At 75.8% G+C, this 21,414-nt stretch carries 20 protein-coding genes; 8 read left to right on the top strand and 12 right to left on the bottom strand.

All coding sequences use genetic code 11. The features are described 5' to 3' along the window. Positions 1-279: 279 nt before the first annotated feature. Entirely contained in the window at positions 280-4,281 is a 4,002-nt protein-coding gene (locus tag ACH4J0_RS00485; protein ID WP_396235450.1) for a Pls/PosA family non-ribosomal peptide synthetase, read from the top strand. 626 nt (positions 4,282-4,907) lie between these two features. After that, positions 4,908-5,504 (top strand): hypothetical protein, encoded by a 597-nt coding sequence (locus ACH4J0_RS00480; protein ID WP_396235449.1) that lies wholly within the window; start codon positions 4,908-4,910, stop codon positions 5,502-5,504. Positions 5,505-5,527: 23 nt separating this feature from the next. On the opposite strand, the gene ACH4J0_RS00475 is transcribed toward ACH4J0_RS00480, so the two are convergent. After that, a complete protein-coding gene (locus tag ACH4J0_RS00475) occupies positions 5,528-6,163 on the bottom strand; it encodes a flavin reductase family protein (protein ID WP_396235448.1) in 636 nt (211 codons plus the stop codon). A 136-nt stretch (positions 6,164-6,299) separates the two neighbouring features. Then, positions 6,300-6,932 carry a carbonic anhydrase gene (locus ACH4J0_RS00470; protein WP_396235447.1) on the bottom strand — a complete coding sequence of 211 codons (633 nt, stop codon included), beginning with the start codon at positions 6,930-6,932 and terminating at the stop codon, positions 6,300-6,302. Positions 6,933-7,031: 99 nt separating this feature from the next. Between ACH4J0_RS00470 and ACH4J0_RS00465 the strand changes: the two genes are divergently transcribed. Then, positions 7,032-7,589, top strand: coding sequence for a hypothetical protein (locus ACH4J0_RS00465; RefSeq protein ID WP_396235446.1), 558 nt, complete (start codon positions 7,032-7,034; stop codon positions 7,587-7,589). Between the two features lie 3 nt (positions 7,590-7,592). Here ACH4J0_RS00465 and ACH4J0_RS00460 read toward each other — a convergent pair whose 3' ends face one another. Continuing rightward, on the bottom strand, positions 7,593-8,711 hold the full coding sequence (locus ACH4J0_RS00460; protein ID WP_396235445.1) for a PP2C family protein-serine/threonine phosphatase: 1,119 nt from the start codon (positions 8,709-8,711) through the stop codon (positions 7,593-7,595). A 147-nt stretch (positions 8,712-8,858) separates the two neighbouring features. Between ACH4J0_RS00460 and ACH4J0_RS00455 the strand changes: the two genes are divergently transcribed. Beyond that, positions 8,859-9,239, top strand: coding sequence for a helix-turn-helix transcriptional regulator (locus ACH4J0_RS00455; protein WP_396235924.1), 381 nt, complete (start codon positions 8,859-8,861; stop codon positions 9,237-9,239). Positions 9,240-9,244: 5 nt separating this feature from the next. Then, a complete protein-coding gene (locus ACH4J0_RS00450; RefSeq protein WP_396235444.1) occupies positions 9,245-9,661 on the top strand; it encodes a VOC family protein in 417 nt (138 codons plus the stop codon). 8 nt (positions 9,662-9,669) lie between these two features. On the opposite strand, the gene ACH4J0_RS00445 is transcribed toward ACH4J0_RS00450, so the two are convergent. The 5 genes from ACH4J0_RS00445 to ACH4J0_RS00425 all read right to left on the bottom strand — a co-directional run bounded on the left by ACH4J0_RS00445 (position 9,670) and on the right by ACH4J0_RS00425 (position 13,700). Then, complete coding sequence (locus tag ACH4J0_RS00445) at positions 9,670-10,239, bottom strand: hypothetical protein (RefSeq protein WP_396235443.1); 570 nt, start codon at positions 10,237-10,239, stop codon at positions 9,670-9,672. A gap of 97 nt (positions 10,240-10,336) precedes the next feature. After that, entirely contained in the window at positions 10,337-11,554 is a 1,218-nt protein-coding gene (locus ACH4J0_RS00440; protein WP_396235442.1) for an FAD-dependent monooxygenase, read from the bottom strand. Positions 11,555-11,770: 216 nt separating this feature from the next. After that, entirely contained in the window at positions 11,771-12,637 is an 867-nt protein-coding gene (locus ACH4J0_RS00435; RefSeq protein ID WP_396235441.1) for a BPL-N domain-containing protein, read from the bottom strand. A 454-nt stretch (positions 12,638-13,091) separates the two neighbouring features. Then, positions 13,092-13,331 carry a hypothetical protein gene (locus tag ACH4J0_RS00430; RefSeq protein WP_396235440.1) on the bottom strand — a complete coding sequence of 80 codons (240 nt, stop codon included), beginning with the start codon at positions 13,329-13,331 and terminating at the stop codon, positions 13,092-13,094. A 147-nt stretch (positions 13,332-13,478) separates the two neighbouring features. Then, the gene (locus ACH4J0_RS00425) at positions 13,479-13,700 is read right to left on the bottom strand and encodes a dTMP kinase (RefSeq protein ID WP_396235439.1); all 222 of its coding nucleotides are present in this window, start codon (positions 13,698-13,700) and stop codon (positions 13,479-13,481) included. A 170-nt stretch (positions 13,701-13,870) separates the two neighbouring features. Here ACH4J0_RS00425 and ACH4J0_RS00420 point away from each other — a divergent pair, with 170 nt between their 5' ends. Further along, entirely contained in the window at positions 13,871-15,508 is a 1,638-nt protein-coding gene (locus tag ACH4J0_RS00420; protein WP_396235438.1) for a tetratricopeptide repeat protein, read from the top strand. Here the strand turns inward: ACH4J0_RS00420 and ACH4J0_RS00415 are convergent. Then, the gene (locus tag ACH4J0_RS00415; RefSeq protein ID WP_396235437.1) at positions 15,505-16,290 is read right to left on the bottom strand and encodes an NAD(P)-dependent oxidoreductase; all 786 of its coding nucleotides are present in this window, start codon (positions 16,288-16,290) and stop codon (positions 15,505-15,507) included. The two genes, ACH4J0_RS00420 and ACH4J0_RS00415, sit on opposite strands and share 4 nt — an antisense overlap. A gap of 65 nt (positions 16,291-16,355) precedes the next feature. On the opposite strand from ACH4J0_RS00415, the gene ACH4J0_RS00410 reads away from it, so the two are divergent. Beyond that, a complete protein-coding gene (locus ACH4J0_RS00410; RefSeq protein ID WP_396235436.1) occupies positions 16,356-17,246 on the top strand; it encodes a LysR family transcriptional regulator in 891 nt (296 codons plus the stop codon). Between the two features lie 109 nt (positions 17,247-17,355). Then, a complete protein-coding gene (locus ACH4J0_RS00405) occupies positions 17,356-17,916 on the top strand; it encodes a DinB family protein (RefSeq protein WP_396235435.1) in 561 nt (186 codons plus the stop codon). A 652-nt stretch (positions 17,917-18,568) separates the two neighbouring features. Here ACH4J0_RS00405 and ACH4J0_RS00400 read toward each other — a convergent pair. The 3 genes from ACH4J0_RS00400 to ACH4J0_RS00390 form a co-directional block, all read right to left on the bottom strand. Beyond that, positions 18,569-19,330, bottom strand: coding sequence for a hypothetical protein (locus ACH4J0_RS00400; RefSeq protein WP_396235434.1), 762 nt, complete (start codon positions 19,328-19,330; stop codon positions 18,569-18,571). Positions 19,331-19,449: 119 nt separating this feature from the next. Next, positions 19,450-20,763, bottom strand: coding sequence for an RNA polymerase sigma factor (locus ACH4J0_RS00395; RefSeq protein ID WP_396235433.1), 1,314 nt, complete (start codon positions 20,761-20,763; stop codon positions 19,450-19,452). Next, on the bottom strand, positions 20,763-21,182 hold the full coding sequence (locus tag ACH4J0_RS00390) for a YciI family protein (RefSeq protein ID WP_396235432.1): 420 nt from the start codon (positions 21,180-21,182) through the stop codon (positions 20,763-20,765). The genes ACH4J0_RS00395 and ACH4J0_RS00390 overlap by 1 nt, the downstream gene beginning before the upstream one ends. Positions 21,183-21,414 lie beyond the last annotated feature (232 nt).

The raw sequence follows: 21,414 nt of genomic DNA, 5'->3' as shown, positions 1-21,414 counted from the left end.
ATCAATCTTCCCTCTGCCGTCACGGCCCCCAGGCTCGTGCCGATTACGCTTCACCAGCGAAAACGTTCGAAAAACATCGAAACGACATTCGAATCGCATCGCTGCCGGCCCCTACGGCATCGATGATGAGAATTCCCTTTGACCGCACCTTCGCTGCATCCAGCCGACTCCCAGTGGAGTCATGGTGAGTGGGCGCGTCCCACCAGGTGACAACACCGTCACCGTCCGTAGCAAGCGATACGCGCCCCCAGGAAAAACGGAGCCGAGGAACCCACCCCCATGGACGCACGCCACGACACGGCCGGCCCAGGCACGCTGCACCGCCCCCATCCCGGGCCGGCCGCGGGCTGGCCGGTGGCCCAGGCCGCCCACCCACGAAGCCTGCTCGACGTCATCGCCACCACGGCCGACGCGCACCCCCACGCACCCGCGCTCGACACCGGCGACACCGTCCTGGACTACCGCACCCTGATGCAGGAGGTCGACGCCCTCGCCGGCGTCCTGGCCGGCCACGGCATCGGCACCGGCGACCGGGTGGGGGTACGCATCCCCTCCGGCACCGCCGACCTGTACGTCTGCATCCTGGCCGTACTGCGCTGCGGCGCCGCCTACGTGCCGGTGGACGCCGACGACCCCGACGAACGCGCCGAGATGATCTGGCAGGACGCCCAGGTCTGCGCGGTCCTGGGCGCCGAACGCCGCCTCTTCGCCGGCCCCGGCGCCCGCCCCTCGGGCCGCCCCGCCTGGCCGAGCCCGGCCGACGACGCGTGGATCATCTTCACCTCCGGCACCACCGGCCGCCCCAAGGGCGTGGCCGTCACCCACCGCAGCGCCGCCGCGTTCGTCGACGCCGAGGCCCGCATCTTCCTGCGCTCCCGGCCGCTGGGCCCCGGCGACCGGGTCCTGGCGGGCCTGTCGGTGGCCTTCGACGCCTCCTGCGAGGAGATGTGGCTGGCCTGGCGCCACGGCGCCTGCCTGGTCCCCGCCCCCCGCTCCCTGGTCAAGGCCGGCACCGACCTCGGCCCCTGGCTGGTCGAGCGCCGCATCACCGCGATCTCCACCGTCCCCACCCTGCTCGCCCTGTGGCCGCAGGAGTGCCTGGACCAGGTGCGCCTGATCATCGTCGGCGGCGAGGCCTGCCCGGCCGAACTGGTCGAGCGCCTGGCCGTGCCCGGCCGCGAGTTCTGGAACACCTACGGCCCCACCGAGACCACCGTGGTGGCCACCGCCGCCCGGATGCTGCCCGGCCAGCCGGTGCGCATCGGCGCCCCGCTGGACGGCTGGGAGATCGCCGTCGTCGACCAGGCCGGCAACCCCGTGCCCTGGTACGAGAGCGGCGAACTGCTGATCAGCGGCATCGGCACCGCCCGCTACCTCGACCCCGCCAAGGACGCCGAGAAGTACAGCCCCCACCCCGCCCTCGCCTCCCCGCGCGTCTACCGCAGCGGCGACCTGGTCCGCAACGACCCCGAGGGCCTGGTCTTCCTCGGCCGCGCCGACGACCAGATCAAACTCGGCGGCCGGCGCATCGAACTCGGCGAGATCGACGCCGCCCTCCAGGCCCTGCCCCACGTACGGGCCGCCGCCGCCGCCGTGCGCAAGACCCCCGCCGGCGCCGACCTGCTGGTCGGCTACCTGGTCGCCCGACCCGGCACCAGCCCCGACCTCGCCACCGCCCGCCAGCACCTGCTGGAGCGCCTGCCCGCACCCCTGGTGCCCGTCCTGGCCGTCGTCGACTCCCTGCCCACCAAGACCTCCGGCAAGGTCGACCGAGGCGCCCTGCCCTGGCCACTGGCCACCACCGGCACCACCACCGACGGCCCCGCCGAGGAACTGGACGCCACCGCCGGCTGGCTCGCCGGCCAGTGGGAACGCCTGCTCGGCACGGCCCCCCGCAGCAGCGACGACTTCTTCGCCCTCGGCGGCTCCAGCCTCACCGCCGCCCGCCTGGTCTCCGAACTGCGCACCCGCCACAGCGGCGTCTCCGTCGCCGACCTCTACGCCCACCCCGTACTCGGCGACCTCGCCCACTACCTCGACTCCCTCGCCCCAAACCCCCGGGCCGCGGCCGAGCCAGGGCCGCAAGCCGCCGCGACCGCCGGGCCCGTACGACCGGTGCGCCCCACCCCGCGCAGCGCCGCCTTGTGGCAGACCCTCATGCTGCTCGCCCTGTTCGCCCTCGCCGGACTGCGCTGGATGATCGTCCTGATCGCCGTCGACAACCTGCTGGGCACCCACCTGCCGTGGGCCCCCCACACCTCCTGGTGGCCCGTCGCCGCGGGCGCGGCCCTCTTCTACAGCGCCCCCGGCCGCACCCTGCTCGCCGCCGGCGGCGCCCGCCTGATCACCGCCGGCATCCGCCCCGGCAGCCACCCGCGCGGCGGCCACGTCCACCTGCGACTGTGGGCCGCCGAACGCTACACCGCCATGTTCGCCACCGCCTCCCTCAACGGCACCCCCTGGGCCCCGCGCTACGCCCGGATGCTCGGCTGCCGCATCGGCCGCGGCGTCCAACTGCACACCGCGCCCCCCGTCACCGGACTGGCCCGCATCGGCGCCGGCGCCTGCCTCGAACCCGAGGTCGACATCGCCGGCTGGTGGCTCGACGCAGACACCCTCCACCTCGGCCGCATCGACATCGGCGAAGGCGCCAGCATCGGCCACCGCGCCACCCTGATGCCCGGGGCCCGCATCGGCGCAGGCGCCGAGATCGCCCCCGGCACCTGCGTCACCGCGACCGTGCCACCCGGCGAACACTGGCACGGCTCCCCGGCCCGCCCCTGCACCGAAGCCCGGACCCGCACCCCCTGGCCCGCCGGCCCGCCCCGCACCACCCGGGCCTGGAACGCCGCCTACGGCCTCGGCTTCGCCCTCTTCGGCCTCATCCCCGTCATCTCCGCCCTGCCCGCCCTGTTCCTCGTCTACCCGATGGTCGACAACGACCACACCCTCGGCGCGGCCCTGCTCCAGCTCCTGCCCCTGACCGTGCCGCTGGCCGTACTGACCCTCCTGTGCCACGCCACGCTGATAGCCCTGCTGATCCGCCTGTTCTCCCTGCCACTGCGCCCCGGCTTCCACCCCGCCACCGGCCCCGTCGCGTTCTGCGCCTGGGCCGTGTGCGGCCTGAGCGACAGCGCCCGGCGCACCCTGTTCCCCTTGTACGCCAGCCTCTTCACCCCGGTGTGGCTGCGCCTGCTCGGCGCGAGGATCGGCCACCGGGTGGAGGCCTCCACCGTGCTCGCCCTGCCCGGCCTGATGCGGGTCGACGACGGCGCCTTCCTCGCCGACGACACCCTCGTGGCGCCCTACGAGCTGCGCGGCGGCTGGCTGCACCTGGGCCGCGCCCACGTCGGACGCCGCTCCTTCGTCGGCAACTCCGGCATCGTCGGCCCCGGCCGCACCCTGCCCGACAACTCCCTGGTCGGCGTGCTCTCCGACACCCCCGCCCACGCCCCCGAGGGCTCCTCGTGGCTGGGCCGGCCCGCCTTCGCCCTGCCCCGGGTGGCCGAAGCCGGCGGCGAGAACCGCACCTACGACCCGCCCAAGCGCCTGATGTGGGCACGCGCCGGCGTCGAGGTCTGCCGGCTCGTCCCGGTCATCGTCGCCGCCCTGCTCGCCGACCTGGTCTTCGCCGCCCTCCAGGCGACCCGCAACGGCTACGGCCTCGGCGTCGCCCTGGCCACGGCCGGCCCGGTGCTGGTCGCCGCCGCCGTCGCCGCCTGCGCCATCGCCACCCTCGCCAAGTGGCTGCTGGTGGGACGCTTCCGGGTCGGGGAGCACCCGCTGTGGTCGTCCTTCGTCTGGCGCAACGAGCTCTACGACACCTTCGTCGAGGAACTCGCCATGCCCTTCGGCGGCGGCGCCATGACCGGCACCCCGTACCTGAACCTGTGGCTGCGCAGCCTCGGCGCCAAGATCGGGCGCGGCGTGTGGTGCGAGACCCACTGGCTGCCCGAGAGCGACCTGGTCACCGTCGGGGCGGGCGCCAGCGTCAACCGCGGCACCGTGCTGCAGACCCACCTGTTCCACGACCGGGTGATGCGCCTGGGCCCGGTCCACCTGGGCCCCGGCTCCACCACCGGGCCGCACTCGATCGTGCTGCTCAACTCCTCCCTCGGCGACACCACCACGGTCGGCCCCGCCTCGCTGGTCATGCGCGGCGAGAACGTCCCCGGCGCCACCCGCTGGCTCGGCAACCCCGTCGCCGCCTGGAACGCCGACCCCACCCCGCCGCCGGGGCGCCGCGCCGCCCGGGGACGACGCCGAGCCGCCGTGAGGTAGGCCACACTTTCCCGGCCCCGGGACGGCGGGGGGGGGGGGGGGCCCCCCCCCCCGCCCCCCCCCCCCCCGGGGCGCCCCCCGGGGGGGCCCCCCCCCCCCCCCCCCACCCCGGGGGGGGGGGCCCCCCCCCCGCGGGCCGGGCGCGGGGGGGGGGGGGCGCCGGCCGGGGGGGGCCCGGGCCCCCCCCCCCCCGCCCCCCCGCCCCCCCCCCCGGGGGGGGGGGGGGGGCCCGGCCCCCCCCGCCCCCCCACCGCCCGCGCTTTGCCCGCCCTTGGCAGGACGCCCGGCATGACCACGACATCTGTGAAGGGTCCGCCCGGCGACGGCGGACGCACACCGCGCCGCGAACGCCTCGTCCCGGCGCCGCGGTGAAACCCGGCGCACAGGAGCCGGGACCGCCCACGGCACGATCGCGAAGGAGGCGGCCCCGGCCCCGGTCCGCTCCCGTACGGGCGGGGCACCGACCGCGAAAGCCCGTACGGCCGCGGCCGGCACCCGGGGAACGCCTTCAACAGCACGTGAAGTCAAGCCCGCCCCGCCCGCCCCCGGCAGGAAGACCGGCACCCGCGCCAGGTAGCCTCGCTCCCGGCGGGGGCCGACAGGCAGGACGGAACAGGGGCGGACGGATGACGCAGCACCAGCGCGGCTACTGGCGGGACTCGGACGGCTCGGCCGTCGCCGTCAGCCAGGCACACATCGTGTGGACCAGGGCGGCCTACCCGGCCCTGGTGGACGTGGCACGCCGCTACCACGCGGTGATCACCTACGCCGAACTGGCCGAGGCCGTCCAGCAGGCCTCCGGGGTGCGCACCAGCGTCAACCAGCGGCACTGGATCGGCAAGGTACTGGCCCTGGTGGTGCGCGAGGCCCACCGGCGCGGCGACCCGCCGCTGACCGCCCTGGTCGTGCACGCCACCGACGGCATGGTCGGCGCGGGCTACCAGGACGTGCTGGCGGTGGCCGGACAGCCCCCGATCGCGGACGAGATGGACCGCGAACAGCACGCCGCCGCCGCCCGGCTGGCCTGCTACCGCCACTTCGGCGCCGACCTGCCCGCCGACGGCGGCATCCCGGCCCTGGCCCCGCGGCTGAAGACCACGGTCACCCGCAAGGCCGCCGCCACAGCGCCCGCGCCGCGCCCGCCGGCGATCTGCCCCACCTGCTTCCTGGAACTCCCGGCGACCCGGGTGTGCGACTCCTGCGGGGCGACGATCGCGCCCTGAGCACCGGGGGCGGGCCCCGGCCCTCACACGGTGGCCGGCAGCCTGCCCGGCATCCGCCAGCCCTCGGCCAGCCGCGAGGGGCTCAGCCGCCGGCCCTCGCCGAAGAACTCGCAGAACTTCATGATCAGCGGGTCCCACCCGAGCGGATCCACGTAGTGGTCGCTGCCCGGCACGATCAGGCGCTCCTCCACATGGGCGCGCACCACGGTGACCTCGAACGCGGTGCACCCCGGGTTGCCCGCCAGCGCCGTGGCCGCCTCCACCCGGCACTCCAACTGCACCGGGCACTCGGCCGCCCGCGGCGCCCGCACCAGCTCGCCGGGCAGCTCACTCAGCCCGGCCGCACCGAACTTGTCCCGCTCGTGGCGGTAGCCCTGCTCACGCCGGTACTCGGCGATGTGCGCACTGGCGGTCAGCAGCGCGAGGGCGTCGACGGCGTCCACCTGCGCCGCGCAGGGCAGGTTGAGCACGCACTCGCCCTCGCGCCGCAGGTTGGCGGAGGTCTGGGAACTGTTGCCCAGACCCAGCACGCACGACTGGCCCAGCCACCAGGCCGAGGACATCGGCGCCAGATTGGCGCTGCCGTCCTCGTTGCGCGAGCCGATCAGCACCACCGGGGTGCCGAAGTAGAGGACCTTGAGATCGGTGACCTTGTGCACGGGAAGAGCCGTTCCTCGCATCGGGGAAGCGGGCGGACCGGGGATGATCCGCCGCCGGCCACCGACTCTGCCCCCGCCCGCGCACCGGCGCTGGCGGGGATCGGACACCCAGTTCCCCCCGGCTCCCGTGCTGACCTCAGCTGACGCCGCGCGAGGCGACCGTACGGGCCTGGCCGTCGTGCAGCCGGTACGACAGGCCCACCACCGCGAGCCGCCCCTCGGCCACCCGCGAGGCCAGCAGCTGGGAACGCTCCAGCAACAGATCCACGGTCTGGCGGATGTGCTCGTCCACGATCGCGTCCGGGTCCTCGATGCCCGCCGCCCGCGCGGACAGCACGCTCGGCGTCACCCGCTCCACCACGTCCCGCACGAAACCACCGGGCAGCCTGCCCTCCTCCAGGGAGTCCAGCGCCGCCGCCACCGCACCGCACGAGTCGTGGCCGAGCACCACCACCAGCGGGCAGTCCAGCACCGCCACCCCGTACTCGACACTGCCCAGCGCCTCCGCACCGGTCACGTGCCCCGCGGTGCGCACCACGAACAGGTCGCCCAGGCCCTGGTCGAAGATGATCTCGGCGGCCAGCCGGGAGTCCGAACAGCCGAACAGCACGGCGAAGGGCTTCTGCCCCGGCGCGAGCGCCGCGCGCCGCCCGGCGTCCTGGTTGGGGTGCTCGGGACTGCCGGCCACGAACCGGGCATTGCCCTCCAGCAGCACCCGCAGGGCCCCGTCGGGATCGGATATCGGACCGGACATCGCAGAGGTGATCATGCCAGCCACCCTAGAACGCCCCCGACAGAACCCGCAGCCGGGGGCCCCGCCCCGAAACGCGGATGCCCGCCCCGCCCCGGCCGTGGGAGCCTGCCGCCCATGAACACCGACACCGGCAACGCCTGGTCCTTCACCACCGCACGGCAACCGGCCGCCTTCGGGGCCTGCACCACGCACGACGACCCCGACCTGGAACACGCGGCCCTGGGCGAGGACCGGACGCTGTGCGCCGGGACACCACGCACCATCATGCGCTACCGGCACCTGTTCGGGGTGCGCACCGGCGCCCGGTCGTGCGCACGCTGCCTGGAACTGGCCGCCGCGGCGCCACCTCGGCCGAGCGTCCAGGAACGCCTGCACGAGCACGTCCTGCACGCCGCCCGGGCAACACCGCGCGACGAACTGCTGGCCGCGCTGCGCCGCGGCGCACCCGTACCCAAGTGGCTCAACGGCCCCCCGGACTTCCTGGCGGAGCACGCCCGGCTCGACGCCCTGACCGAGGGGGCCGGGCCCGCCGCCGCGGCCTTCAGCGCACCGACCCTCTCCATGGCCCGCGTCGAGGACGGCCCCTGGCACTACCTCGTCCTCCTGCCCCAGGACGGCACAGCACCCCTGGTCGCCCGCGGCCCGCGCGACACCACCCCGGACGGGTCCTAGCACTCAGCGGGCCGGGCGCAGCACCAGCACCGTGACGTCGTCGCGCCTGCGCCCGCCGCTCCAGCGCCGGGCACACCCCTCCAGCGCCCCGGGCAGCTCGGCGGCCGGGGCGCCGGCCAGGTCCGCGAGGCCCCGCTCGACCGGGTAGAAGGCACCGGAGGCGTCCTGGGCCTCGGTGATCCCGTCGGTCAGCAGCACCAGCACCCCGCCCCCGGGCAGCGCGAAACGCTCCACCGTCCGGGGCTCGCCGGTCAGCGCCGCCAGGCCCAGCGGGACCCCGGCCGGCAGCCGCACGGACTCCACCCGGCCGTCGGCGTGCAGCAGGCACGGCGCGAGATGACCGCAGTTGACGGCCCGTACGTCGCCCCCGCGCCGCACGCACAGCACGGTGGCCGTCACGAACCGCTCCAACTCGCCGCTCTGCACGGCGTAGGCGTTGTGGCGCTCGACCGCCGCCTCCAGCGCGTCGGCCACCGCCGTCAGCTCCGCCTCCCGGAACACCGCCTCCCGGAAGGCGCTCAGCACCGCGAAGCCCGTGCCGATCGCGCGCAAACCCTTGCCCTGCACGTCGCCGACCAGCACCCGGGTGCCGTGCGGGGTCTCGGCGACGTCGTACAGGTCACCGCCGACCAGGGTGTCCTCCTCCACCGGCCGGTACAGCCCGAACAGCTCCACCTCCGCGGTGCGCACCGGCAGCGGCCGCAGCAGCTGGCGCTGCAGCGCCACCGCGCTCTGACGCATCCGGAACAGCTGGCGCTCGCGCCGCACCCGCCGCGCGCACAGGCCGATCACCGCCGCCTCGGCGGCGACCACACCCAGCAGCGTGCCCAGCCGGGCCGGCAGGTCCGCGGGCGGGTACAGCACCGAGTGGACCACCACCACGCCGATCACCCACACCGAAACGGCCACCGTCTGCGCCACCGTGCCCAGGCCCGCCAGCAGCGCGGGCAGGAACACCAGCAACAGCACCAGCCGCGAACTGGGCCCGCTGGCCGCCTGGGCGAGCAGCACCAGCGCGGTCGCCACCAGCACCCCGACGGCCACCGCCCCGCCGGCGGGCGCGCGCGGGGCGGCGGGCTGCTCCTGGGCGCCGTCAGGGCCGGCGAAGGCGTCACTGTCCACCCTCCAGGGTGGTCGGCCCCAAGCGGCGCACGCGAGCGGGCCGCCGCCGGGCGGGGGAGTGCGTCAGCGGCACCGGGTACGGTGGCCGGTGTGCCCACCCGAGTACCCCTCGCCGACCTCGTCCGGCTGCGCCGGGCCCGCGACCGGATGGACCGCGAGTACGACCAGCCGCTGGACGTGCCCGCGCTGGCCGCCACCGCGCTGATGTCCCCCGGCCACTTCTCCCGCAGCTTCCGCGCCGCCTACGGGGAGACCCCCTACGGCTACCTCATGACCCGCCGCATCGAACGGGCCAAGGCCCTGCTGCGGCGCGGCGACCTGAGCGTCACCGACGTGTGCATGGCCGTCGGCTGCACCTCGCTGGGCTCCTTCAGCACCCGCTTCACCGAACTGGTCGGCGAGAGCCCCAGCGCCTACCGCGCCCGCGACCACGCCGACGGCGAACCGATCCCCGCCTGCATCGCCAAGATCCGCACCCGCCCCGTGCGCCGAACGGAGGCGAGGGACGCGCCCCCTCCCGTAGCGTGACGGCCATGAGCATCGAACTCGCGCAGTGTTTCATCGCCGTCGACGACCACGACAAGGCGCTCGCCTTCTACCGCGACGTGCTCGGCCTCGAGGTGCGCAACGACGTCGGCTTCGAGGGCATGCGCTGGGTCACCGTCGGCTCGCCCGACCAGCCCGGCGTGGAGATCGTCCTGGAACCCCCGCTGGCCGACCCGCACGCCTCCGAGGACGACCGCCGGGCCGCCGCCGAACTCCTGGCCAAGGGCCTGCTGCGCGGCGTCATCTTCCGCACCGACGACTGCGACGCCACCTTCGAGCGCATCCGCGCCGCCGGCGCCGAAGTCCTCCAGGAACCGATGGACCAGCCCTACGGCGTGCGCGACTGCGCCTTCCGCGACCCGGCGGGCAACATGCTGCGCTTCAACCAGCCCCGCGCGAGGTAGGCCCGCGCTCAGCCGCCGGCCGGCCTCCCGGCCCGGGCGCGGCCCAGGCGGTGGAGGACCAGCCGGGCCCGGACGCCCTGGGCCGGGGCCACGCTGGGCAGCAGCGGCCGGGGCAGCGGTCCGGCCGGCGCGAGCGGGGGCAGGAACACGGCGGATGCGGCCAGCACGGGCAGGGCGCTCGGCAGGCTGACGCGCAGCCGGATGAGGCGGGGCACCGCGGTGGTCATCGCGACGCCTCGCGGGCCCGGTCGAGGAAGGCGCGCAGCGGGGCCCAGGCGTCGGCCGGGGGCGCCGGGGTCGCCGGACAGCGCGACCGGGTCCCGGCGCCAGGCGGTGCGCCCGGCGGCGGACAGGGCGGTGTCGCCACCGCTGAAGAGGCGGCAGAGTTCGTCCAGGCGCGCCGCGACGCGGCGCACCCGGGGGTCGGCGGGGTCGGTGCCGGCGGTGCGCAGGGCCTCGGCGCGGCGGTAGAGCTGGGGCCATTCGACGTCCAGCAGGTAGTGGGCGGCGGGGCCCAGCGCGGCGGCGTGGTCGGCGAGGGCGTGCAGCTGGTCGTCGCCACGGGCATTCCTCCTCACGCCGTATCAGGTGCAAGCCGGGGCGCACGCCCGACGGCCCCGGCTCAGACGGCGCGGGCGGCCTCAGGCAGTGCGGGTTCAGGCGGTGCGGGCGGGCTCAGGCGGCGCGGGCCGGCAGGGGGTAGTCGGGCAGGGCGATGCCGCCGGCCTTGGCGAACTGGGCGGCCAGGATGGGACGCAACGGCCAGCGGCCCATCCAGCGCATGGAGGCGGCGCGCAGGCGGATCATCAGGGCGCTGTCGGGCGCGTAGCCCCGCACGCCGCCGGGCGGCAGCTCCTGGGCGCGGGTCACGTAGGGGCGCATCAGCTCCTCGTAGCGGGCGTAGGCGGTGGTGAAGTCGCCTGCCGCGGCGGCGAGTTCACCGGCCAGAAGGTAGGCGCCGACCAGGGCGAGGCTGGTGCCCAGGCCGGTGAGCGGGCTGGGGCTGTAGCCGGCGTCGCCGAGCAGCGCGGTACGGCCGCGGCTGTAGCGGTCGAGGTGGATCTGACCGAAGGAGTCGAACGCGAAGTCCTGCGCGGTGGCCATGGCGGCGAGCAGGCGCTCCACCTCCCAGCCGGCGCCGGCGAAGCGCGCGGCGAGCAGGCGCCGCTGGGCGGCCGTGTCGCGGCGCTCCACGGCGAGCGGGCCGCAGCGCACGCCCAGGCCGGCCTTGACCTCGCCGGGCAGCCGGCCCGGCCGGGCGGTGGCGACCAGCCCGCCGGGGGCGTTGTACATCAGGAACCACCCGTCCAGGCCGCGGGCGAACGCCGGGTCGTGGACGGTGAACCAGCAGTGGTAGCCGCCGAGCGGACGGTAGTGCTCCTGCCCGGGGCCGAACGCCAGGCGCCGCACGACCGAGTGCGGCCCGTCGGCGCCGACGACCAGGTGGAAGCGGCGGGCGGGGGCGTTCTCGAAGTGGACGGTGACCCCGTTCGCGTCCTCGGCCAGCGCGGTGACGGTGTCGTCGTACAGGTACTCCACGCCGCCGGTGGCCTCCCGTAGCAGGTCGGCCAGGTCGCCGCGCAGGACCTCGACCTCGGAGACGATGCCCTCGCCCCCGAACAGCTCGACGGGCATCCGGGCGGTGTGCCGGCCGCGGCGGTCGACCAGGGCGATGCCGCGCTGCTCCACGCACAGGGCGCGGGCCCCTTCCATCAGGCCCATCCGCTCGATGACGGTGCGTCCGGCGCCGCGCAGGTCCACGGCCTGCCCGCCGGGGCGCGGCCCGGGGGCCCGCTCGACGACGGTGGGGCTGAAGCCGTGGCGGCGCAGCCAGTAGGCGAGGGCGGGGCCGGCGATGCCGGCGCCGCAGATGAGGATGTCGGTGTTCTCCACGCCCGCAACCGTACGCCGTACGCGCGATGCTCAACAAGCCTTGTCCTAGGGCGATTTGGGAAAACGCACTAGTGCACTAGGGGTGTTTCGGGGCGGCGTCGGCGGGGCGGGGGAGGGTTTGCCCAGGCGGGCGGCCCGGCGGGGTGCACTAGTGCGGACGGCGGCGGGGGAAGCGGGGCGGCGGGGCGGGTCGGTACAGGAACGGCGGGGCGGGGTTCAGGGGCTGGGGGCGGGGCTGGGGGTCGCCGAGGGGGCGGGGCCCGCGGGCGCTGCCATCAGGGTGCGCAGCAGGTCCTCGCCCAGGGCCAGGCCGGTCTTCGACTCGTCCGGCAGGCCGTAGTCGCGGTACCACTCCGAGGACGCCTCCGGGTGGGGGCCGCTGACCGCCACCCGCCCCGCGCCGTAGGAGGCGACCACGGCGGCGGCCCGGCCGTTGGTGTAGTGGGCCAGCACCTCCGCGCCCGGGCCGTTCACGTCGAAGTACGGGCCGTCCTGGAAGTACATCTTGCGCGGCTGCCCGCGCCACAGGACGTCGACCAGGTGGTCCTGCTCGTCGGTGACGGTGGCGCCCGGGGAGCTGACGTACTGGCCGGAGTCACCCGGCAGGAGGCCGTAGCCGGGTTCCCGGCCCGCCAGGTAGCCGCCCATGCACAGGCCCAGGTAGTGCCCGCCGGCGCGCACGTAGGAGCGCACCAGCTCCGGGGAGAAGCCCGGGTCGCCCCGCATCAGGCGCCACGCGGTGCTCACCTCCTGCCCGTTGGTGCCGCCCGGCTGCACGTACAGCGCGGCGCCGGACAGCGCGTCCGGGCCGAAGTGGGTCTGCTCGTCGGGTCCGATGTAGCGCACCGCGTAGCCGTCGTGCTCCAGCATGTCGTGCGCCGCCTCCGGGCAGCCGTCGCAGGCCGCCTGACCCCGGTAGACCAGGGCCAGCGGACGGCCGCGGGGATCCTGCCCTCCCTGGTCGGCCACGGGCGCCCGGTCGGCCCTGTCGCCGCTGCTGCCGGAGGAGGGTGCCCCGCACGCCGTCGCCACCAGCACCGTCGCCGCCAGCGTCAACGCCACGGTGACCCGTCCAGCCCTCATGACCTGCACTCCTGTCGCCCTCCCCGGGCCTTGCGACATCCGCTGTCACGACGCTAGTGCCGTGCGCCCCGGCTTGCACACCAGCCTCCCTGATCGGGTTGAACGGCGGGCTGGTGGTTGACGGCGCGGGCCGCTTCCAGGGCGGCCCTCAGGCGGACGGGCCCGTCGCCGCGCGCCGGGCGACGGCCGCCCGATGCGGCGGGTAGCGCCGGGGGCGCACCAGCGTGAGGGCCGGCACCACGGCGAGGCCGCCGGCCAGCGGCCCGAGGCGGTCACCGCCAGGCCCTGCCCCGCGATCAGCCCGCTGCCCAGCAGCGTCATCGCCCCGCCCATGCGCCCGGCCGGGGCGATCCGCTCGGCCAGGGCGAACACCGCGATCAGCGTCGGGCCACCGCCAGGCCGATCGCGGCCACCGCCAGCGCCGCGCCCGCCACCGCGTCGACCGGCAGGAGCGTCAGCGACAGGAGCGCCTGCACCGCCAGGGCCGCACGCCGCCGCGGCCCACGTCGCCGAGCACGGTGGCCATGAGCAGCGTCCCGGTCGGGCACAGGGCGGCGGGCAGGCGGGCGAGGAAGGAGACGACGGGCAGCCGGGGCCCGGCGAGCCGGACGACGCCGTACAGGGCGCCGTGAGCGGACAGGGGGCTGCGGGTGGGCACGCGGTCACGGGCGGACAGGGGGCTGCGGGTGGACAAGGGGGGCGCCTTCCGCCGGCGGGGGTGGGTGCCCCCACTCCACCGGACGGCGTGCGGGCCCGGCCATCGGCGCCGGCCACCAAGCCGTCCGCCGCACCCCCGGCCGGGGTGGACGTTCCTCCCGGGCGGTTGTCCCGGACGGTTCATCTAACGGCTCCCGGCCCGTGAGGCGTTGAGCAGGGTGCGCAGCTGCGCGGTGTGGGTGCGCAGCAGGCGCACGGCGCGGTCGGTGCCGCCGGGCAGGAACGGCAGGACGACCAGCGCGGGGACGGCGGCGAGCACGGTGACCAGCAGCAGGGGCGTCAACAGGGCGACCAGCAGCACGCGTTGGGCGGTAAGGCCGGACAGGGGCAGCAAGGGCAGGTGCACGGCGGATCTCCTCGCGACGGTGGTGCCACGGCGGGTGGCGAGGAGGAATCTGGCACCGGTCGAGTTGATCCACCCCTGTCCGGGGCGTTCTTGCAGGTAAGGTCCGGACAACGGCGGGTTGGCCCGGGACGTCCGGGACAACTGCGGGGGAGCGGGCGGGGGTTGAGGGCATGGGAAGGCCGTGGGGGCCGATCCGGGCACACAGCGCCGAGGGCCGGGAACTGGCGCGCTTCCTGCGCGCCCTGGTGGACGCGAGCGGCATGACGATGACCGCGATCGCCGGGCGGATCAACCGGTCCAGGACGCAGGTCGGTTCGTACCTGGCCGGCAGTCAGCTGCCCGAGCGGGACTTCGTCCTCGCGCTGGTGGCGACCGCCGTGCCGGAGCCCCGGCTGCGCGAGCGCCGGCAGGCCGAGGCGCTCGGGCGCCTGCGGGCGGCCCAGCACCCGGCGGCGCCCGCGCCCGTGGGCGCCCAGGCCCCGGCGGGCGCCGCGGCCCCGGCCCCGGCGCGCCTGGCCGTGGAGCTGGCCGAGGCGCGCAGGCAGCAGATCGACACCTACGACCGGCTGACCAGGTCGCTGGAGCAGCAGGCGGTCCTGGAGCGCACCTCGCACAACTCCGCGCAGCTGGTGATGGCCCTGCTCTACATGATCAACAAGCTGGAGCAGCGGGTCCACACCCTGTCCGCCGAACGCGACGAACTGCGCGGCCACGGGCGCGCGTACGAACTGGAGCAGGCCCAGCGGCAGTTGGAACGCGCGCTGGACCAGGAACGGCGGGCGCGGGAGGAACTGCGCCGGGCCGAGGACAAGCAGCGCCGGGCCGAGGAACTCGCCGCCCGGGTGCAGGAACAGGCGCGGCGGCTGACCGACGAACTCGACCGGCTGCGGGCGGGGGACACGGGCACGCACACCGGCCGGCCGCGCCCGGTGGCCGAGGTGGTGGCCGGCGCGGCCGACGCCGACCCGGTGGGCGACGACATCGAGCAGGCGCTCGCCAAGGCGGCGGCCGTCAACGACGCGGACGGGGAGGCGATCGAGCGGGTCAGCGAGGAACTGGGGCAGGAGGCCCTCCCGGTTGTCCCGCCCGTCCCGGACAACCGGGACAACCCCGCGACCGGCCACCCCGCGGCCCGGGCGCGGATCCGGGCCCGGGCCGCCGAGGCCGCCGCCGCCGGACCCGGCCGGGCCGTGAGGCTGTGGGAACTGCTCGTCGCGGACGCCGTGCGCGCACTCGGCCCCGACGACCCCGAAACCCTGGCCATCTGCGGCAACCACGCCAGGACCGTCGGGGGAGACGATCCCGCACGGGCGCTGCGCCTGTACGAGAACCTGCTCCCCCGCTTCGAGCGGGTCATGGGGCCCGATCACCGCGAGACCCTGGTCGCCCGCAACGGTCATGCCCTGAACGTGGGCGACGCCGGGGGCCATCCGGATGCCGTCCGACTGCTCGAAGTCCTGATCGGCGACTGCGAACGCGTGCTGGGCCCCGACCACCCCGAGACCCTGGCCGCCCGCAACAACCACGCCTGCAACGCCGGTCACGCCGGGACCTGGCGTTGGGCCGCGGAACTCTTCGGCGGCCTGGTCGAGGACCGCCGGCGGGTCCTGGGGGCCGGACACCCGGACACCCTGGCCACCCGCAGGAACCACGCCTACGCCCTCGGGCGCTCCGGCTCCCGAACCGAGGCCGCCCAGCTCCTGGACGCCCTGGTCCTCGACCACGTCCAACTCCTCGGCCCCGACCACCCCGAGACCCTCGCCACCCGCCGCCACCGCGCCGACCTGACCCGCAACGGGCAGCGCTAACCCTCCCGCAGCGCCGACACCACCGCCGACAGGTCCAGGTCCGCGATCGACGGATCGGCCAGCAGCACCTGCCGGGCCGCCGACAGCACCGGGCCGCCGCCCGCCAGGGCGAGGTCCTTGGCGGCCAGCCGCACCGGGAAGTCCGACTCCGCGCTGCGCGCCCGGGCCAGCGCCCCCGCGAGCGGCCCGGCCGACAGCACGTCCAGCGCCGTCTCCCGCGGCACGCCCAACTCCCCGGCCACCGAAAGCACTTCGGCGACCACGGTGACCGAGGCCACGATCCCGCCGATCACCACGACCTTCAGCGCCGCCCCCGAGCCCGGGCCACCGCAGCGCCGCACCCGGCCCAGGTGGGCCAGGACGGGTTCGGCGCGGTCCAGGTCGGCGTCCTCGCCGCCCGCGAAGACGCCCAGCTCGCCGCCGGCCGCCGGGCCGACGCTGCCGACCACCGGGGCGTCCACCATGGAGACGCCGTCCGGCAGTTGGGCGCGCAGCTCGGCGACGGCGCGCGGGCCGATCGAGGACATGTCGATCCACAGAGTGCCCGGGGCCAGTCCGGGCGTGAACTGCCCGGCGACCTCGGCCGCGGCCCGCGGGTCGGACAGCATGGTGACGACGATGCCGGCCCCGGCCACGGCCTCGGCCGGGCTCGCGGCCTCGGTGAGGCCGTCGGCACGGCCGGGGGAGCGGTTCCAGACGGTCAGCGGGTAGCCGGCGGCGGCCAGGCGACGGGCCATCGGCTGCCCCATCCGGCCCAGGCCCAGAAAGGCGATCTTTTCCATGGCCGCAACGCTAGGCAGCCCCCAGCCAGGCGACAAGCGAATGTCCCGCATGGTATCCATGCGCAATGGACATGGCTTGGCTGGACGTCTTCCGCACCGTCGCACACCTGGGCTCCTTCACCGCCGCCGGGGAGCGGCTGGGCTACACCCAGTCCGCGATCTCCCGCCAGATCGCCACCCTCGAAGCCGAGTTGGGCACCCCGCTGTTCGACCGCCTGGCCCGCGGCGTACGGCTGACCGAGCACGGACGCACCCTGCTCCCGCACGCCGAGGCCCTGCTGGCGCGCCTGGACACGACCCGCCGCGACCTCCTCGCCCTCACCGAACTGGGCGCCGGACGCCTGCGGGTGGGCGCCTTCGACAGCGCCAACGCCGAACTCGTCCCCAGCGCCCTCGCCGCCTTCCGCGCCGCCCACCCGCAGGTGGAGATCGCCCTCACCGAAGGGCTCACCGCCCACCTGCTGGAGCAGCTCGCCGACGGCGCCATCGACCTCGCCGTCGTCGCCTCCTACTCCCAGGACGCCCACGACAGCGACCAGTTCGACCTGCAACCCCTGCTGGACGACCCGGTCCTGGTCGCCCTGCCCCGCGGACACCGCCTCGCCGGCCGGCGCCGCCTGCGGCTGGCCGAACTCGCCGACGAACCCTGGATCGCCGCCCGCCGCCACCCCGAGTCCACCCTCCTGGCGGCCTGCCTGCGCAGCGGCTTCCAGCCCCGCATCGAATACGCCGTCGGCGCCTGGACCGCCAAACTCGGCCTGGTCGCCGCCGGACTGGGCCCCACCCTCATCCCCTCCCTCGCCGCCCGCGCCGCCCGCCCCGACATCGCCCTGGTGCCCCTCCACCCCCTGGACACCCCGGTGCGCCACGTGTCCACCGCCACCCGCAAGGGCCGGCAGATCGCCCCCGCCGTGGCCGCGTTCACGACCTACCTGCGGACGGCGGTGGGGAGCTGACGGGCCGGCGGGCCCGCTGCCCGGCGACGGCCACCCCAACGCCGGTCACAGCCCGCCGCCGGCCATAAACCCTTTGACGGGAAGGGGTGGTGGCGGGTGAGCATGCCGTATGACCGAGCGACCCGAGCGATGGACCCAGGCGAGCGTGTACCCCGACATGTGGGCCGACCCGGCCGACGATCCGCGCAACAGCGAAGGGCCCGCCCCGGACGGCGAAACCGCCACCCTCGCCGACTACTTGACCAACTACCGCCTGACGCTGCGAATGAAGTGCGAGGGCCTGGACGCCGAGCAGCTGGCCCGGCGCTCGGTGCCGCCGTCCACGATGTCGCTGCTGGGCCTGGTGTGCCACCTCGCGCGGGTGGAGCGCGACTGGCGCAACTGGATCACCGAGGGCGAGCCGCTGCCGAAGCTGTACGGCGCGCGGGACGCGGACTTCGACGGCGCGGTGGCCGACCCGGCCGTGGTCGAGACCGCCTGGCGGGACCTGGAGCGCGAACAGGCCGCACTGGATGGCGAGTTGGCCACCCATCCGGACCTGGGGGAGCGGCTCGGCAAGCAGCGCCTGTCGGTGCGGGAGCTACAGGTGCACCGCATCGAGGAGTACGCCCGTCACTGCGGACACGCCGACCTGCTGCGCGAATGCGTGGACGGCCGGGTGGGCCAGTGACGGCCTCCGGGGAATGGGTAACCACCCGGTACGGGACCGCCGCCGGCCCCGAACAGCACCGGCGCACCATCGCCCGCCCCCCACTCCAGCCCGGCCGTCGACCACCTCTTCACCGAAGCCGCCTCCTACGACCCGCGCGCCCTGCTCACGCGAGGTCGGGCCGGCGGGCGGGGGCGTCGACGGACCACAGGCCGAGCGTCCGGTCCCGGTCCGCGGGAAAGCGGTGGGACAGGCCCGGGTGGAGGCCGTCCGGATAGGCGGCGGGGGTCCTCGTTCCAGGCGCGGGCGCACCACGGTGACGTCCAGGTCCAGGTCGGCGTGGACCGCGTCGGCTTCGGCCTGGAGGCCGGCCCGGCGGCGCAGGAGCTCGTCGTCCGTGGTCATCGGGCCGGTGTGCCGGTGCGCCGGGGCGGGGGGCGCCGCTCGACGGGCCGGGGCGGGCGGGGTGTGGAACGGTGGAAGACCGGGGGTCCTGGCTGTGCAAGCCGCGAGAGGAGTCGCCATGTCGTCCAAGCGCCGCCGCAAGAAGAAGGCCCGGGCCAGGCGCGGGGCCAACCACGGCCGCCGGCCCCAGTGCTGAGCGGCTGAGCCGCCCGGCCCCGCGGCCGTCGCTGCGTTCCGCGGGGTCGGGTGCGCCCACGTGGGGGAGGGTTCAGGCGCGTCCGCGTCCGGCGAGGCCGCCGCGCTTGGCGGTGTAGTAGGTGCAGGCCTCGCGCCCGTCGGTCCGCACGTCCAGTTGCAGGACCAGCCCGCGCCCGTGCGCGCGGGCGGTGCGCAGCAGCTCGGCCGGGTCCGCGTCGGGCGGGGTCTGCTCGTTGCTGGAGCGCACGCTGCTGGCGACGCGCTTCCAGTACGGGTCCGGGCGCAGGGTGGCGGAGTCCCGCAGGTCCCAGTGCAGGCGGGCGCCGGGGCTGCTCAGGCCGGGGGCTTCCATCCGCCAGCCGTCGGGGTCCAGCCGCCAGCCGTCGTCGGCGAGGTCGGCGCCGTACCAGCGCAGCGCGTAGGCGGGGGTGCCGGTGCGGTTGTTCGGAGAGCCCCACTCGGCCAGGCCGGCCGCCGCGATCCTGGGCAGCAGGGCGGTGATGTCCTCCCGGGTGGCGAAGTAGGCGCTCGCGGTCATCCGGCACACCAGGGCGAGGCGCCCCTCGGGGCCCGGGGCGTGGATGTCGAAGGACTCGGGGCGGCCGCAGTGGTCGCTGATCCGGGTCAGCAGGTGCTCCATCCCCTCCACCGCTTCCAGCGCCGCCACCATGCGCTCGATCCGTTCCCGCTCCGCCTGCCGGGCGCAGCGGGCCCGCGGCGAGTCGGCCAGGGCGCGCAGCCGCCGGTCGGTGGGCCAGATCCGGCGCGACGCCTCCAGGCCCCGGCCGGGCAGGCTCAGCAGGTAGCCGAGGACGTACGTCAAGCTGTTCACCGGCCGGTGGTTCCTCTCGGGGAGTGGGGCGAGCGGCGCGTGCCGGACCACACCCTGGCCCGGCCGCGCCGCTGTCCGCAATCCGCTCCCGCACTCAACTCCCTTACGTGGCAGGGTGATCACCGCGCGGCGTCGAGCGCGGCCGCCTTGCGCAGCAGTACGGCCCGCTCGCGGGTGTTGCGGCACAGCCGGGCGGCGAGCTCCAGTTCGGCCCGGGCCTCGGCGGTGCGGCCGAGCCGGGCCAGCAGTTCGCCGCGCACGCCCGGCAGCAGGTGCGAGCCGGACAGCCGGCCGGAGACGGCCAGGTCGTCGACCAGGGCGAGCGCCTGCCGCGGTCCCTCGGCCATCGCGACGGCCACCGCCCGGTTGAGCTCGACCACCGGGGACGGCGCGACGCGGCCGAGCGCCTCGTAGAGCAGCACGATGCGCTCCCAGTCGGTCCGCTCCACCGAGGGCGCCGCCGCGTGGCAGGCCGCGATCGAGGCCTGGAGGCCGTACGGGCCCAGGCCCCGCCCCAGGGTCGCGGCCCGGCCGAGTGCGGCCAGGCCGCGGCGGATCGCGGAGCGGTCCCAGCGGCGCCGGTCCTGGTCCTCCAGGAGCACCGCCTCCCCGTCCGGGCCGGTGCGGGCCGGGAAACGGGCGGCCGTGAGCTCGAACAGGGCGAGCTGGCCGTGCACCTCCGGTTCGGCGGGCAGCAGGGCGGCCAGCATCCGGGCCAGCCGTACGGCCTCGTAGGCGAGGCCGGGGCGCAGCAGGTCCTGGCCGCCGGTGGCCGTCGAGCCCTCCGTGAAGATCACGTACAGCACGCTCAGGACCGCGCCGAGCCGGGTGCGCCGTTCCTGCCGCGGGGGGAGCTCGAAGGGGACGTGCGCGGCGGCGATGGTCTTCTTCGCCCGGGTGATCCGGGCCTGGACGGTGGGCACCGGCACCAGGAACGCCCGGGCGATCTCCTCGCTGGACAGGCCGCCCACCACGCGCAGGGTCAGCGCCACCCGGGCCTCGGGGGAGAGGACCGGGTGGCAGGCGGTGAACATCAGGGCGAGGACGTCGTCGTCGACCCGGTCCGGGTCCCACGGCAGGTCGTCCGGCTGTGGCGGGGCGCCCGCCGCGCCCGTGCTGAACTCGCCCTCGGCGAGCGGGCCGGCGAGCGCGGCGTAGCGCTCGTCGAGCGCCGAGGCGCGGCGGAAGGCGTCGATGGCCCGGCGCCGGGCGGTGGCCAGCAGCCAGCCCACCGGGCTGGCCGGCGGGCCGTCGCGCTCCCAGCTGACCAGGGCCTGCGCCAGCGCCTCCTGCGCGACGTCCTCGGCGAGCGCGAAGTCCCCGGTGTAGCGGGCCAGCGCGCCGACGATCCGGGCGGACTCGATGCGCCACACGGCCTCGACGGCCCGCCGGGCGGACTCGCCGCCCGGCGGGACACCGGTTGCCGAGGGCATCAGAGCTGGCCGGTCCGCTCGCGCCAGGCCCGCTCCTTGACGATCCACTCGTTGTCCTGCGGGAACTCCTCGATGCCCGGCACCCGGCGCACCTCGCACTTGGAGCCGGGGAACGACGGCAGCCGCTTGGCCCACTCGACGGCCTCCTCCTTCGAGGCGACGTCGAGGATGTAGAAGCCGCCGAACAGCTCCTTCGTCTCCCCGTACGGGCCGTCGGTGACCACCGGCGCCTCACCGCCGAACTCGACGACCACGCCCTGCGACGGGTCGTCCAGCCCCTCGGCCGCCACCAGCACGCCGGCGCGGATCAGCTCCTCGTTGAAGCGCCCCACGGTCTCGAGCATCTCCTCGAACGGCGTCTCCATCATCTTCGCCACGGACTCGTCCGTGCCCCGCATGATCAGCATGTACTTCGCCATCTCAACCTCCTCGAACGGGGCCGCCTGCCGACCCTCTCCAACCCAAGGTCGAACGGCGCGGTGGCAGATCGACACGGTGGACGAAGACGGACCATATTCCTTTCCGCCGCCCCTCGCCCGCCAGGAAGCGCGTCGCTGTGCAGGAAGTCGGACCGGCCGACTTCCTGCGTGCGCGGGCTCCGGGACGGCGGCGCGTGGGGTGTGCTGTCGGCGGCTGCCGAGGGGTGGGTCG

The organism is Kitasatospora sp. NPDC017646 (genome assembly GCF_044329365.1).
Classification (GTDB): Bacteria; Actinomycetota; Actinomycetes; order Streptomycetales; family Streptomycetaceae; genus Kitasatospora.
The sequence above is the reverse complement of the archived record's forward strand: the minus strand, read 5'-3'. Positions and strand labels throughout refer to the sequence as shown.